Here is a 14,796-nt window from a genome sequence, read left to right on the forward strand (position 1 = left end):
ATAGTATAATCACAAAAAACTGATAACGGTGAGGATTGTACAATGAAAGAAACAATCATGGACAAGAGCATCGAGCTATTTGCTGAAAAAGGCTTTAAAGAAACCTCTATACAGGACATCATGGATGAACTGCATGTAACGAAAGGAACCTTTTATTATTATTTCAAAAGCAAAGAAGAATTGCTAAAGGATATCCATTTGCAATATATCGAACGTCTTTTAGAGAATCAGAAAAAAATCATCTCGGATCCAAGCAAAACGTGTCAAGAAAAATTATTTGCGATCATTTATAAATTAATTCAAGATATCGAAAAAGAAGGACAGCGAGCAAAAGTATTCATAAGGGAAATCAATCATTTAAGCGATCAATATCTTGATATCGTTCTGCCGAAAAGAGATCAATTTCGAGAAAATGTTCAATTATTGATTGAAGAGGGAATAAAAAACGGAGAATTCCGCACAGACTTGCCGCCTGATATTGTTTCATTCGGCATTTTAGGCATTGCCAATTGGAGCTATTTTTGGTTTAAGCCAACAGGAAAAGTGAGCGACAAGCGTGTGGCCGAAATTTTTTATGAAATGCTCATTCATGGGATCCAACATAATAATTGATATTCAGTATCAACTCTTGATTGCGATGTAATGAGTCCATAAGGGGGTACTGTCATGAACATTAATGATGTGAAGAAAATAGCAGTGATCGGATCAGGACAAATGGGGCACCAAATTGCGATGTTGGCTGCATTGGGCGGTTTTGAAACCGCTATCCAAGACATAAGCGAAAGCGCGCTAACGAAAGCTGAAAAATCTTTGAATGGAATTATGAATAAATGGGTTTCCAAAGGGAAAATCACAGAGGATGCCGTAAATGCCGCTTTTGCCCGGCTCGTTTTTTCCACGAATTTAAAGGAAGCGGTTCAAGATGCCGATTTTGTCATTGAAGCGGTTGTCGAGAAACTGGAAGTGAAGCGGAGCGTATTTAAGGAGCTTGATACATGGGCGCCAAAACACGCTATATTAGCCACCAACAGTTCTACGATCGTGAATTCTCTCATAGCAGAAGTAACGGAACGGCCGGAAAAAATGATTAATATGCACTTTTTCTTCCCACCGCTTGTCATGGATTGTGTGGAAGTCGTCATGAGCAGCCAAACAAGCGAAGAAACGGCAAAGGTGACGATGGAAGTCTGCGAACGGATGAATCGAACAGCTGTCCTGTTAAAAAAAGAAATTTCCGGATTTATTGCAAACCGGATTTTAGGTGCACTAAATAAGGAAGCTATTTATCTATATGAAAATGGCTATGCCGACTATCAAGATATTGATTTGATCGTTAAGAAAGCATTAGGTCATCCGATGGGGCCGTTTGAGTTAATGGATTTCTCTGGTCTAGATGTTGTCTATTTCGTTCAAAATCAGCAATATCAAGAATCAGGAAACCCTCTGGAACGACCGGCGAAATGTTTGCAAGAGAAAGTGGAAAAGGGAGAGCTTGGACGAAAAACAGGCAAGGGTTTCTATACGTATGAAAAAGAAGAGGTGAAATAAGAATGACATTAATAAGCCTTGAAAAAGAAGGAAGGACAGCGATTGTGACGATAAACAATCCTCCTCTCAATGTGTTAAGCCGACAAGTGACAAATGAAATTTCGGAAATTTTCGATCAACTGGAAGAGGACGAAAACGATTACTGCTATTCTTCTAACTGGTGCAGGAGAACGGGCTTTTATGGCGGGAGCGGATATAAAAGATTTCCCACGATGGATTGGGAAAAAGGGGCTTCAAGAAGAATTCATGAAAACGGATAATTTTTTCTTTAAAATTCAGAATATTAAAAAACCTACGATAGCTGTGTTAAATGGATTGGCATTGGGAGGCGGCTGCGAATTAGCACTGACAGCTGATCTCCGGATAGCCGAAGATCACGTCCAAATCGGTTTGCGGGAAATCAAGCTAGGCCTATTCCCAGGGGGGAGGGACTCAACGGCTTCCACGCCTAATTGGGGCAAGCAAAGCGAAGGAATTGATGTTCACAGGTGATCCCATATCGGCAGAAAAAGCACTTCAAATTGGGCTCGTGGATCATGTTGTCCCGAAAGGAGAAGGTTTAAACTATGCAAAAAAACTGGCGGAAAAAATCAACCGCTTTTCCTTGCCAGCTTTAATCAGAATTAAAAAAGCCATCAATGAAGGTCTTCAAGCTCCATTGTGGGAAGGAATTCAGCTGGAAGCACAGCTCTTTGAAGAAGTTTTTCAAACAGAAGATATCAAAGAAGGTGTGCAAGCGTTTATAGAAAAAAGGGAAGCATCTTTTTCCCATCGGTAAAGGAGGAAATTCGTTGCATTCAACTGAAATCCGTGTCCGTTTTTGTGAAACGGATGCTTTTGGGCATGTGAATAATACTAGTTATTTTGCTTATTTAGAGGAAGCGCGTCTCGATTTTTTGGAAGAAACTAATATGGATCATTGTTTTATATTGGCTTCCACACGCTGTGATTTTGTTGCTCAAGCCTATTATAATCAAAGGCTTGTTGTCACGACATCGATCAAAAAAATCGGAACGAAAAGTTTTACATTGGGTCACGAAATTATAGACAAACATACTGGCAAAACTGTCGCTTGTGCCGAAGCCGTGATCGTCTATTTTAACTTTGATACCCAAGAAAGCGAACCTTTGCCGACAGAACTGAGAAATTATTTACATCAACACTTGGAAGAAACGGAATTTCTGAAAAGGAAGTGATACCGATTGTCCCATATCATACCTGTCCGAAAAGGAGAGGAAATAAATAAAGAAAAATTGGAAGCGTATTTACGCAAGAATTTTAAGGATTTACCGGATTCGCCGTTAGAGATCCGGCAATTCGGTACGGGAGCCTCGAACCTCACATATGCATTAAACATAGGAAATTGGGAGGCGGTATTAAGGCGTGCGCCTATGGGGCCTGTTGCTCCGAAAGCTCATGATATGAAACGGGAGCATCAATTTCTGTCAGTATTAGCGGAACATTTCCCTTTGGCGCCGCGGCCATTTCTATTTTGCGAAGATGATTCTATTGTGGGAAAGCCATTTATTTTGATGGAAAAAAAAGAAGGGATTTTGATCGATACCGATTTTCCGGAAGAGATTGAACCAACGCCGGCATTAGGGAAGCGCATTTCTGAGATGATGGTCGATATGCTTGTGAATCTTCACTCTGTTCCATATAAAGGAACAATACTAGAGAAAATGACGAAGCCGGAAGGATTTTTACAACGGCAAGTGCATGGCTGGATCGCTCGTTTTGAACGAGTGAAAACGGAAGATCTTCCCGAGTTGGAACGGTTGAAAACATGGCTTGTCCACCATATTCCAACTTCACCTGAACCGGCCATTATCCATTATGATTACAAGCTGAACAATGCTCTATTTTCTGAAGATTTGTCGAAGATGACAGGGTTGCTTGACTGGGAAATGGCAACAGTAGGAGATCCATTGGCTGATTTGGGAGCAGCTATGAGCTATTGGCAGGAACCAGATGATCCGCCCGAGTTGAAAGCAGGATTTGGGAAGCCCTCTGTCACAACGTTGGCTGGATTTTACACAAGAAAGGAATTTGTGAAAAGCTACAGCAGGAAAAGCGGAAGGGACGTGGAACATTTTCCATTTTATTTATCGTTCGGATATTTTAAATTAGCTGGTATTTGCCAGCAGATTTATTATCGTTACAAAAACGGCCAGACAAATGATCATCGCTTTGCCCGCTACGGAGAATTTGCCAAATCATTAGTTCGATATTCCTGGCTGACGGCTTTTCATAGTGAAAGAGGTGAGCTATGACAAGGAAGATCCACGTAGTATTGAAAAAAGAAGATTTAGTGATGGAAAGATTGGCAGGAAAAATCGCCGTTGTATTTGATATTATACTGGCCACATCCACCATTACGGCTGCGCTGGAACAAGGGGCCGAAGCCGTGATTCCTGTATACGACAGGGAAGAAGCAGTCGAAGTATCCTCTGCATTTCCGTCATCGTCTGCTGTGCTTGCCGGAGAATATAACGGGAAATCAATGGAAGGGTTTCTGGATCCTTATCCAAAAGAGCTGGGAAAAAGGATTAAAGAAAAAACGCTCATTTTATCGACGACAAATGGTACAGTGGCACTGAAGAAAGCGGAGTCGGCCAAAAAATTATACGCAGCCAGCCTATTAAATACAGAAGCTGTCGCAGCCGACATTGTGAAACATTATCAAAATGAAACCATCCTCCTTATTTGCGGAGGGTCGCGCGGCAGCTTCAGTATGGAAGATTTTTATGGGGCCGGCTACATGGTCGACTGCTTGCTTTCGCTTCATTCTTTTCAGTTGACGGATGCTGCGAAAACGGCGCAATTGTTTTATCGATCCCAAAAGGATCATCCTTATGAACTTTTGCGCTTAACAAGAATCGGAAAAATACTTTCGCGCTATTCGTATGATGATGAATTGGACTTTATTTCCCAAAAAAGTGCCTTCACTGTCGTTCCGCGCTGGAAAGACGGAAAGTTAATCCATGTGGAAAATGAGCAGGATAGTCAACCTCATTTTTAAGGGAAGTCTGAATCCAATCAGATATACAATATGAGTGGGTATATACTCATTACAAAAAGGAGAAGCGTCCAACAATCCATTTGGAAAGCGTTTACTTTTGTTCTGTGATTCCAGCGGAACAGTTGTTCAAATACACGGATCAACGTCGCCACTAATTTATTAGTAGATTCGGTAAGTTGATCAAAAAAATGGGAAAAGGAGATGGAAAAGAATGAGTGATGTATTAGTGGAGAAACAAGGAAAAATTTTGATTTTGACGTTAAATCGTCCGGAAAGTTTAAACGCTTTTAGCGAGGATATGCTCATTGGTTTGAGAGAACAACTGCAACAAGCGGGTGAGGATGATTCAGTGAAGGCAATCGTCATAAGAGGTTCAGGCAGAGCTTTCTCTGCGGGGGGTGATGTGAAAAGCATGGCCAGCCGAACTGACATCACATCCTTGTATGAGCATGTAGGTCATCTCAATCAATGTATCTTGACGATGCAAGAAGTGGAAAAACCGATTGTGGCAGCCGTTCATGGATATGCGGCAGGAGCGGGATTTAATTTGGCTCTAGCTTGCGATTTTATTCTTGCATCGGATGAAAGTAAATTTATCTTAAGTTTTGCTCAAGTAGGGCTTATTTCCGATGGCGGAGGCCTCCATTTTTTACCTAAAATTTTAGGTCCCCATAAAGTGAAAGAATTGTTCTTCTTAGCAGAGCCTATCACAGCAAAAGAAGCGCTTGCGTTAGGAATCATCAACCGCGTGGTGCCTATCGAAGAGCTGCAGGATGAAGTCATCATTTTTGCTGCGCGCTTATCGCAAGGACCTCTTAAAGCGTATGGAAAAATGAAAAAGTTGATCAATGAATCTTATCAGCTGACTTTAGAACAAGTGCTTGAAAGAGAAAGGCTCACACAGATGCTGATGGCGGAAACAGAGGACCATAAAGAAGGTGTTACCGCTTTTAATGAAAAAAGAACACCGATTTTTCGAGGAAAATAAACGGCTGCACTGAAATACACGATGAAGCTCGACTATGGATCATGATAGAAAGAACGATAAAGATTGTTTCTGATTATGAATAACGTTCAGATGCCTGTGGTAAAGACCGTATAACAAGTTGACACACTAAAACTGGAATATTAGAAATCTCCCTTTTAGACACCCGGCTGTTTTGATAAAAGGAAAATATTATGAATTCATGAGGTGAGGAGAAAAATGAAAAATACTGCCCATTTTTCATTCTGGCCAACAAGAGTCCCCAAAACGCTAACGGTTCCAAAAACCAATATTTTCGATAATTTAGTTGTTTCCGCCAAACGATTTCCTCAAAAAAATGCCATTTATTATTATGGCGCCACGTATTCTTATCAACAAATTTTGGAAGAAGCAGAGAGAATCGCGGGTTTTTTGGAAAAAAGGCTGCACGTCCAAAAAGGGGACCGTGTCATGCTGTATATGCAAAACTCGCCTCAATTTATCATTTCTTATTACGCTATATCCAGGATTAATGCGATTGTCGTTCCGATCAATCCGATGAATACAAACGAAGAACTTAGATTTTATATTCAAGACGCCCAGATCAAAACCGGTATCGTTTCACAAGAAATTTATGATTATGTTGCCCCGCTTTTGGAACAAACTCCTCTAGAACAGTTAGTGATCGCTTGTTATCATGATTATTTGCCCGAAGAAGTGGATGATCCAATTCCTCCGGTAGTGGCAGAAAGTCGCCGTCTGTTCTCAAAACAAAATCATTATTTATGGAAAGATGTGTTAGAAGCTGGAGAAAAACCGGAGTGTACGCTGGGAGATGCGGACGATCTTGCCGTCATGCCGTACACATCCGGTACAACGGGTTTGCCAAAAGGATGCTTGCATAAACATAGCAGTGTCCAGGCAAACACGATAGGTGGAGCATATTGGGATATTTTAACGCCCAATTCAGTTTGTTTCACAACATTGCCGCTGTTCCATGTGACCGGAATGATTCACAGCATGCATATGCCTATTTTTGTAGGAGCGGAAATGATCGTATTAACGCGCTGGGACCGCGAATATGCCAGAAAAATCATAAAAAAGAAACAGATTTCTCATTGGGTGGTCATCAGCACCATGCTTATTGATTTTCTTGCCAATCCCCTGCTGAAAAAAGAAGATGTCGACTCGCTGGAATTAATTGCGGGGGGAGGAGCTTCGCTGCCAGCGGCCGTTGGGGAGAAGCTGTACAAATTAACGGGCCTTCGCTATGTAGAAGGATATGGATTATCCGAAACGATTTCTCATACACATTTCAATCCGCCGGATCGCCCAAAATTGCAATGTTTAGGGGTTCCATCGTTCGATGTTGATGCTAGAATCATAAACCCACAAACTTTAGAAGAATTGGACGACGGTCAAGAAGGGGAAATTGTGGTACACGGTCCTCAAGTATTTGTCGGATATTATAACCGCAAAGAGGATAACGAAAAGGCTTTCCTTGAAATAGATGGTAAAAAATTCTTCCGGACTGGCGATATTGGGGTTCGCGATGAAGAAGGATATTATTTCATTGTGGACCGTTTAAAAAGAATGATCAATGCTTCGGGATTTAAAGTTTGGCCGACTGAAGTCGAAAGTTATCTTTACAAACATCCAGCCGTGCAGCAAGCTTGTGTGGTCGGAATTCCAGATCCAAAAAGAGGTGAAAATGTAAAGGCTTTCATCATTTTGAATGAAGACTACAAAGGAAAAATTACGGAAGAAGAATTGATTCGTTGGTCTAAAGAACACATGGCAGCTTATAAATATCCAAGATTTATTGAATTCCGCGATTCCTTGCCCACTACGTCCAGTGGAAAGCTTTTGTGGAGAAAACTCGCGGAAGAAGAGAAGAAAAAATTTGAAATGAATAAATAATTCCTGAAAAAGGTCAAAAAGACCGTGCGTTTCAACATTTGCACGGTCTTTTTCTGTAATCGGATATTTTTTGGACCGAAAACCGATCACGTTTGTGAAGGATTCATTTCGATTGTACTTTTACTGTTGAGAAAGGGGAAGGTTTGATTTTGTTCAAAGTAAAAAAGTGAAACACGGAATTCTCATAAGCATTTGGCCGTTTTTGAAGGAAGAAGAAGAATTCATAAATCGGGGGAAGGTGAAACTTTTAGAATGAACCATCTTCAAAAAAGTAAAAATCGAATTTATCACAGCAAAGAAAAATAAGGCAAGGCAAAAGGCAAAAGAACCAGATTCCTCCCAGCTTCTCTAAATTCAAGCGATTCGCTGAATTTAGAGGAAAATCAATAGAGGATCCAGCTCTTGTAAGCCCTTACTATTTTACCGCTATTAGTTCAGAGAGATCCACACGCTTTTTACTTCCGTATAGTTTTGCAAAGCGTAGGAGCCCATTTCCCGGCCGATACCGGACTGTTTGTATCCACCGAAAGGACTTGCAGCGTCAAATATGTTGTAACAGTTGACCCAAACGGTTCCAGCACGGAGATTATTGGCGATGTAATGTGCTTTTTTCACATCTTGTGTCCAAACTCCAGCAGCCAATCCATAGATGGAATCGTTCGCGCGATTGATTAAGTCATCTAAATCTTCATACGGCAGGGCAGAAATGACCGGACCGAAAATCTCTTCTTTTGCAATCGTCATATCGTCTTCCACATTGGCGAAAATGGTAGGAGTGACGAAATAACCTTCCTCAAACGGTTTCTTTCCTCCGGTGACTAATTCAGCGCCTTCTTCCAATCCTTTTTCAATATATCCAAGAACGCGATTTTGCTGCTCATCGGATACAAGCGGACCCATTTCTGTATCGGAATGAAGTCCGAAACCTTGCTTAATGTTTTTCGCATAATCCGCCATATCGGAAACGATATTATCATATTGCTTTTTCGGTACAAAGACGCGTGAGCCGGCACAGCATACTTGACCTTGATTGAACATAACCCCGTTTAAAGCTCCCGGGATGGCTTTTGAAAAATCTGCGTCCGGAAGGATGATGTTCGGTGATTTACCACCCAATTCAAGCGTGATCCGTTTGATCGAATTGGATGCTCGCTTCATAATTAATTTTCCGACTTCTGTTGAACCTGTAAAGGCAATTTTATCGACAAGAGGATGGTCTACAAGCGGTTGCCCGGCTGTTTCACCAAATCCTGGTACGACGTTCACTACTCCTTTAGGAAAACCGGCTTCATCGATCAGCTCAGCTAAATACAAAGCGGATAAAGGCGTTTGTTCTGCTGGTTTTAATACGACGGTGCAGCCGGTAGCAAGTGCGGCCCCTAATTTCCACAACGCCATTAAAAGCGGGAAGTTCCAAGGGATAATTTGGCCGACTACTCCAACCGGTTCATGGCGGGTGTAGTTAAAGAACGGACCGTTCACAGGGATGGTTTGGCCAACGATCTTCGTTGTCCAACCGGCATAATAGCGCAAATGTTCAATGGCCAACGGAACATCGGCATTCAAAGTTTCCCTGATCGGCTTACCATTATCGAGGGTTTCTAGTTGAGCCAGTTCTTCTTTATTTTCTTCCATTAAATCTGCGAGTTTGTACATTAATCGGCTTCTTTCCGCGGGGGTTAGTTTAGACCACGGACCATTGTCAAATGCTTCTCTTGCTGCTTTTACAGCACGGTCAATATCTTCTTCTTGCGCTTCATAAACTGTAGCCAACACTTCACCCGTCGCAGGGTTGGGAGTATCAAAGGTTTTTTCAGAGGCGCTTTTTACAAATTCTCCGTTAATGTACAATTTTTTGACACCAGACAAAAATTGTTCAACTTTTTCCTTTAATGGAGTTGCAACTGAGCTCATCGAATTCCTCCTTACATTTTAGTTTGGGAGTTACCACTATCAATCTAACATGAAAATAAATGACTTTCAATTATAAATATTAAAAATATTTAATTTATTTTTCGACAACAATCTTGTTTTTTCTTCGCAATCTATAAATATCTTGCCATGATATAGGGCATTGAATAGAATTTTATATTGAAATTCTTCTTTAGAGCAGCAATTTTGGAGGAATGAAAATGTCAAACAAAAGGAGCGAAACAGAGACAATAAAAGGATCTTCAAAAGTAAAATTGCCTCAAATAACCTGAATTTTGTGTATAATAGAAAATAATGACATTTTTCTTCATTGCTAAGGGGTTTAATTTTATGGTGAACAAAAAAAACATTTCATTTATTGTGAATAAATTCCAATCGTTGATCAAAGATTCCAGACATCTGATCATGTGTATTTCTTCCAACGGCAGATTGACGTACGTATCACCAGCCTCAGCTCTCATCCTTGGCTATGAAGCTTACGAATTGCTGGGGACGTTTATCTATTCCTACATCCATCCGGAAGATCGGTATAAGTTGCAACTTTCCGATCATGGCTGGGATAAGATTGAGTACCGTGCACGAAGAAAGTGCGGCGATTATGTTTGGCTTGAAACGAGCTGCATTGCTATGACAAATGAAATGGAATATTTTTGTATCTCCCATGATGTGTCTGAACGAAAAGTGTTTGAAGAACAAATTCAAGAAGAAAAAGAAAAGTACCGCCTTTTGTTGGAAAATACGGTCGATACAATAGGAATCGTCACGGAGGAAGGCTTTTTTGTCGATATTAACCAAGCCGGTAAACAACTACTCGGTTCAGCAAGAAAGGAGGAAATTATTGGCCGTTCCCTTTTCGACTATCTCCTTGAGGAATATATCCCGCTTGTTAAAACATATCTTCAACATCCTCACCAGCAAGATTCGCTGGAAGTTTGCATTAGAAGAGTGGATCAAATTGTTAAATGCGTAGAATTCAAATTAATACCTCTGTTTTATAAAAATCGGCATACATATCAAATCATTTTAAAAGATATCACCAACAAAAAAGAAACGGAAAAAATGCTTCAGAAAGCTGAAAAGCTGACCATTGTCGGACAGTTGGCCGCGGGTATCGCCCATGAAATACGAAATCCGTTAACGGCGATCAAAGGGTTTACCCAATTATTAAGCAATATGGGTCATCGGGATTATACGGATGTGATTTTGACAGAACTCGACCGTATTGATAAAATTGTCAGCGATTTGCTTGTGCTTGCCAAACCGCAGATTTCCCATCTTGAAGAAATCAATTTAGTCGAGTTAATTGATCGTGTTGTCACGCTCCTAAGGACTCAAGCTATTATGTATAATATTGATATTATTTCTGATATTCGCTTGAAGGATTGTCCTGTGATTGAAGCGGAAGCGGATCAAATTAAACAAGTGTTAATTAATCTTATTAAAAATGCGATTGAAGCGATGCCGGAAGGCGGGACCGTCACGATTGAAGCCGAAGTGGATCATTCCGAAGATCATGTGGTGATACGTGTGATCGACGAAGGAATTGGAATTCCAAGAGAGCTGATTTCAAGATTGGGGGAACCGTTTTTTAGCACAAAAGAAAAAGGAACGGGTCTTGGATTAATGATTTGTCAGAGAATCATAAAAAATCATAAAGGGTCTTTGGAAATTGATAGTGAAGTAAATAAAGGCACTACTTTTACGATTCGATTGCCTAGAAAAATCAGCAAAAAAACGATAGGCAGAAGATAAAGCCGGATGGAACAATATAAAAGCGCCGATCGCGTTTAAAAACTTCCTCCTTCTTAATCTTCTAAACGGAGAGAAACGAAATGGTTTTCCGAATGTTAATTGTTGTTGTGTTTCACTCCAAGGAAAAAGATCTTTTATATGCTTTGCTGAACGGTTCGCGATCGTCGAAATTCGGTTTAGAAAAAGTCGCACACATCGAATGAAAATCCTTTCTTTTTTTATAGAATCTCTCCTTCTTATATTTCGTTGTTGATCGTAAAAAACGAAAAGATGATAGGGCTTTCAAACTCCTTATCGCTTTCTTTTTTATTTTTTGGCGAATAATTGAGGGAGAAAATACAAGTTTAATATAAGGATCGAGAGACTCGAGAACCCCCTGTTCCAGAGGACGGAACGACTAAAAAGTCGCATTAAAATAAAAACTAGAATAGTATAAAGAAAGCAGAAGCAGGAAAAGAAAGAGAGCTGGTCAGAAATGAATTTTGCGAGAACAAAGGAAGAACAAGAACGTTTGGAACGAATTGGGAAATTGGCTGTTCGTTTTTCTGAAAGAGCGGGTAAAATAGACGAAACGGGAGATTTTCCATATGAGAATATGGAAGATTTAAAAGAGGCAGGCTATACGACGTGGACTTTAGACAAAGAATTTGGCGGAAAAGGAATTTCTTTATATGAATTTCTTCTTTATCAAGAAAAAATTGCCGAAGGAGACGGCTCTACTGCTTTGGCAATCGGCTGGCACATGGGCACGATGATGGATTTATCCGCAAGGCGGCCATGGAATCAAGATGTTTGGAACGAAGTAGTGAAGAAAGTAAAAAAAGGGGCTTTAATCAACACTGCAGCTACTGAGCCGCAAACGGGAAGTCCAACTCGAGGTGGCTTGCCGCAAACTACGGCTGTATTCGAAAACGGACAGTGGGTGATCAATGGCCGAAAAACGCATACGACTTTATCCCCCGTTCTCGATTTCATATTGGTAAAGGCTTATATTCCTCAACGAAAAAAGGTCGGTATTTTTCTCATACCGAAAGAAACGAAAGGGGTTTCCGTTGAAGAAACTTGGAATACCATTTCGATGAGAGGAACCGGAAGCCATGACTTATTATTAAAAGATGTTCGTATAGATGAAAAATATTTTGTGGAGACCGTCGATCCTGTGAACAATCAATCAGCGGGATGGCTGCTCCATATCCCGGCCTGCTACCTTGGAATTGCCGGTGCTGCCCGTAATTATGCCCTCCGATTTTCGACTGAATATTCTCCCAACAGCATAGAAGGCACGATCAGTGATTTACCGAATATCCGCCAGCTGATTGGGCAAATGGAACTAGAACTCTTGCAAGCTCGTACGTTTATGTATGCAATCGCAGAAAAATGGGATCGTTCGGAATCCAAAGTGGAACTTCAGGCAGCTCTAGGAGCCGTAAAACATGTGGCTGTGAATGCAAGTATACGCGTTGTGGATGCGGCCATGCGGATTGCCGGCTCCAAAAGTTTATTTTTCGAAAATCCTTTGCAGCGCTATTACAGAGATGTTCGAGCCGGATTGCATAATCCTCCAATGGATGACGCTGTCATTGCCATGCTGGCCCAAAAAGCTCTTGATGGGATTCAAAATTGAACAAAATGGAATTCCATTTTGTGGATAGATATTTGTAAATGCCTCCGAGTCTTTCGCTCGGAGGTTTTTCGCTCGTTTTTAGAAAACCGGGAAGTATGGGAGCGGCGGTGCTATTGAAATTCAATGTCAATCGTTTTACGATTGGAATTCTGCAATTTGTTGGCTCTTATTTCAAGAATACCGTTCTTATAAGTGGCTCGAACGCTGTTTTCATCCACTTTTGCAGGCAAAGTTATTTTTCTTTGGAAGCTTCCATAATATCGTTCTTCATGATGAATCTGCTCTGATTCCCTTTTTTCGGTTTTTTCTATTTTTCCAGAAATTTGAAGTTCTGTGCCATCTAAATGAATAAACAAGTCTTCTTTTTTCTCTAATCCTGGAATTTCACAAGTAACAATAACTTCATTATCCGTTTCACGCACATCCATTCTTGGAAAGTTGAAATTATTTTGGAAAAATGAAGGGAAATTTGTATTAAAGAAACGTTCCATGTCTTTTCGAAACTGGCCTAAAGGTTGGAAAGCATCATTGCTTGGCCATTGAATCACCATGATAACCTCCTTTATAAAATGATCGATCCTTTAAATAAGATTCCCACTTCTGAAAAAAACATTCATGGTGCGTTGAAAAATGGTTCCGTGAGGACGATGGATTATCCCTTTTTTATCAATTGTTTCCTTTTGAATGAAAGGGGCTTTGGAAAAGTTGATTTATAAAACAGACAGAAAGAGCGATATTACGTCAAGAAAAGGATTCTCCATTGATTCAGAAGAATTTTTCAGCAAAATGGTTTGAAGTGAAAAATAAAAAGAACAGAACATCAAAGGCAAACTGACAGGGGGAAGGAAATGGATATACGGAATGGACTGAAATCAATTTTGATTTCTGTTAGAAAACGTTGAATTTTTTGTGTGGACTACATTTTGGGGAAAGAATCTTCAAGGAGCGTTTGGGGCTATCCTTGAGATTGCGTTCGTTCAATCCTTTGGTTCAATATGGACGTGAGCCCCAAATACGTCATATTTTTCCGTTAAAATATTTTCCACTTTGTCGGAAATTCCATGGCTGGAACGGACATCAAGAGTAGGGTCAACGAGGATCACGATATCCACTATGACATTGTTTCCGTATTTTCGTGCTTTGACGCTTTTTACTTTAATCACGCCGGGAACGGTAAGAACAGTTTCTTTAAATTTCTGTAATTGCCCTTCATCAAAACCATCTGTCAAGTCATGAGAAGCATCTCGGAAAATTTCCCATGCAGTGCGGCAAATTAATAATCCAATGATGACAGCGGCCAAAGGATCGAGCCAGGCTAGGTGAAATTGGGAGCCGATGATTCCAATTGCTGTCCCGACCCCGACTAAGGCATCAGACAAATTGTCTTTAGCGGCAGCCATAACCGATTGGCTGTTAATGCGTTTGGCGAGACGACGATTATAAAGATAAACAAGAAACATGACAAAAGAGCCGAAAAGAGCGGCCCATGCAGATATCCAATCAGGAATTTGTTCCTTATGATGAAAGATGGAGGAAACAGCGTTGAAAAGCACTTGCAAACCTACCATCATCATAATGAATGAAGCCATAAGAGATGCGACCGTTTCTGCGCGCCAATGGCCATATGGATGATCTTCATCGGCAGGTTTACGCGCCAATCTCAATCCAATGAGTACCGCGACAGAGGCGATGATATCAGTGGTGTTATTCAAACCATCCGCTTTAAGGGCTTCCGAGTGGCTCGTAATTCCGATCAACAGTTTGAAAACCGATAAAAAGAGATAAGAAAAAATGCTGATGACAGCGCCTCTTTCTCCTGCCTTCAGATCTTGAAATTTTTTTTCATCCATATGCGACTATCTCCTTACCAACTTATGCTACTAGAACATGTTACCAAATGGATGGCGTTTGAGTCTATAGCAACCTTTTTAGGAACGTTCATGAATATAGGAAGGTGTAAAAAAAGTTTCTCTATGGAAAAACAAACGTTGTATCGATCGGCTTTTCTATTTTTTACTAACTGCTTTGTTTCAT

Annotated in this window: 12 protein-coding genes and 1 pseudogene; 10 read left to right on the forward strand and 3 right to left on the reverse strand. The window is 40.6% G+C overall.

All coding sequences use genetic code 11. The features are described from left to right. Positions 1-42 precede the first annotated feature (42 nt). The 8 genes and pseudogenes from NST81_RS07675 (at position 43) to NST81_RS07710 (ending at position 7,454) form a co-directional block, all read left to right on the forward strand. Positions 43-612 (forward strand): TetR/AcrR family transcriptional regulator, encoded by a 570-nt coding sequence (locus tag NST81_RS07675; RefSeq protein ID WP_048623207.1) that lies wholly within the window; start codon positions 43-45, stop codon positions 610-612. Positions 613-666: 54 nt separating this feature from the next. Further along, positions 667-1,548: a 3-hydroxyacyl-CoA dehydrogenase family protein gene (locus NST81_RS07680; RefSeq protein ID WP_048623208.1), complete on the forward strand. Its 882-nt coding sequence runs from the start codon at positions 667-669 to the stop codon at positions 1,546-1,548. Positions 1,549-1,550: 2 nt separating this feature from the next. Then, positions 1,551-2,326 (forward strand): annotated as a pseudogene (locus NST81_RS07685) (enoyl-CoA hydratase). A gap of 13 nt (positions 2,327-2,339) precedes the next feature. Beyond that, the gene (locus NST81_RS07690) at positions 2,340-2,744 is read left to right on the forward strand and encodes an acyl-CoA thioesterase (RefSeq protein ID WP_003354652.1); all 405 of its coding nucleotides are present in this window, start codon (positions 2,340-2,342) and stop codon (positions 2,742-2,744) included. Between the two features lie 6 nt (positions 2,745-2,750). Further along, complete coding sequence (locus NST81_RS07695; protein ID WP_048623209.1) at positions 2,751-3,821, forward strand: phosphotransferase family protein; 1,071 nt, start codon at positions 2,751-2,753, stop codon at positions 3,819-3,821. Next, the gene (locus NST81_RS07700) at positions 3,818-4,570 is read left to right on the forward strand and encodes a 2-phosphosulfolactate phosphatase (protein WP_341029196.1); all 753 of its coding nucleotides are present in this window, start codon (positions 3,818-3,820) and stop codon (positions 4,568-4,570) included. Before NST81_RS07695 ends, NST81_RS07700 begins: the two co-directional genes overlap by 4 nt. A 211-nt stretch (positions 4,571-4,781) precedes the next feature. Continuing rightward, entirely contained in the window at positions 4,782-5,558 is a 777-nt protein-coding gene (locus NST81_RS07705; protein WP_048623211.1) for an enoyl-CoA hydratase/isomerase family protein, read from the forward strand. Between the two features lie 216 nt (positions 5,559-5,774). Further along, the gene (locus NST81_RS07710; protein ID WP_341029201.1) at positions 5,775-7,454 is read left to right on the forward strand and encodes a long-chain fatty acid--CoA ligase; all 1,680 of its coding nucleotides are present in this window, start codon (positions 5,775-5,777) and stop codon (positions 7,452-7,454) included. Between the two features lie 429 nt (positions 7,455-7,883). Here NST81_RS07710 and NST81_RS07715 read toward each other — a convergent pair whose 3' ends face one another. Next, positions 7,884-9,368, reverse strand: coding sequence for an aldehyde dehydrogenase family protein (locus NST81_RS07715; protein ID WP_048623214.1), 1,485 nt, complete (start codon positions 9,366-9,368; stop codon positions 7,884-7,886). Between the two features lie 348 nt (positions 9,369-9,716). Here NST81_RS07715 and NST81_RS07720 point away from each other — a divergent pair, with 348 nt between their 5' ends. Next, entirely contained in the window at positions 9,717-11,138 is a 1,422-nt protein-coding gene (locus tag NST81_RS07720; RefSeq protein WP_341029204.1) for an ATP-binding protein, read from the forward strand. Between the two features lie 475 nt (positions 11,139-11,613). Next, a complete protein-coding gene (locus tag NST81_RS07725) occupies positions 11,614-12,762 on the forward strand; it encodes an acyl-CoA dehydrogenase family protein (protein WP_328201342.1) in 1,149 nt (382 codons plus the stop codon). 110 nt (positions 12,763-12,872) lie between these two features. On the opposite strand, the gene NST81_RS07730 is transcribed toward NST81_RS07725, so the two are convergent. Together NST81_RS07730 and NST81_RS07735 are read right to left on the reverse strand one after the other, a co-directional pair. After that, the gene (locus NST81_RS07730) at positions 12,873-13,313 is read right to left on the reverse strand and encodes an Hsp20/alpha crystallin family protein (RefSeq protein ID WP_341029208.1); all 441 of its coding nucleotides are present in this window, start codon (positions 13,311-13,313) and stop codon (positions 12,873-12,875) included. 426 nt (positions 13,314-13,739) lie between these two features. Continuing rightward, positions 13,740-14,612 (reverse strand): cation diffusion facilitator family transporter, encoded by an 873-nt coding sequence (locus NST81_RS07735; RefSeq protein ID WP_048623216.1) that lies wholly within the window; start codon positions 14,610-14,612, stop codon positions 13,740-13,742. Positions 14,613-14,796 lie beyond the last annotated feature (184 nt).

This window comes from Bacillus sp. FSL W8-0223 (genome assembly GCF_038006805.1).
GTDB lineage: Bacteria > Bacillota > Bacilli > Bacillales > DSM-4216 > Bacillus_O > Bacillus_O smithii.

Bases quoted from the DNA above. Each gene is read 5' to 3' on its own strand.
- NST81_RS07675 (WP_048623207.1), top strand. From the start codon at position 43: ATGAAAGAAACAATCATGGACAAGAGCATCGAGCTATTTGCTGAAAAA.
- NST81_RS07680 (WP_048623208.1), top strand. From the start codon at position 667: ATGAACATTAATGATGTGAAGAAAATAGCAGTGATCGGATCAGGACAA.
- NST81_RS07700 (WP_341029196.1), top strand. From the start codon at position 3,818: ATGACAAGGAAGATCCACGTAGTATTGAAAAAAGAAGATTTAGTGATG.
- NST81_RS07705 (WP_048623211.1), top strand. From the start codon at position 4,782: ATGAGTGATGTATTAGTGGAGAAACAAGGAAAAATTTTGATTTTGACG.
- NST81_RS07710 (WP_341029201.1), top strand. From the start codon at position 5,775: ATGAAAAATACTGCCCATTTTTCATTCTGGCCAACAAGAGTCCCCAAA.
- NST81_RS07715 (WP_048623214.1), bottom strand. From the start codon at position 9,368: ATGAGCTCAGTTGCAACTCCATTAAAGGAAAAAGTTGAACAATTTTTG.
- NST81_RS07720 (WP_341029204.1), top strand. From the start codon at position 9,717: ATGGTGAACAAAAAAAACATTTCATTTATTGTGAATAAATTCCAATCG.
- NST81_RS07725 (WP_328201342.1), top strand. From the start codon at position 11,614: ATGAATTTTGCGAGAACAAAGGAAGAACAAGAACGTTTGGAACGAATT.
- NST81_RS07730 (WP_341029208.1), bottom strand. From the start codon at position 13,313: ATGGTGATTCAATGGCCAAGCAATGATGCTTTCCAACCTTTAGGCCAG.
- NST81_RS07735 (WP_048623216.1), bottom strand. From the start codon at position 14,612: ATGGATGAAAAAAAATTTCAAGATCTGAAGGCAGGAGAAAGAGGCGCT.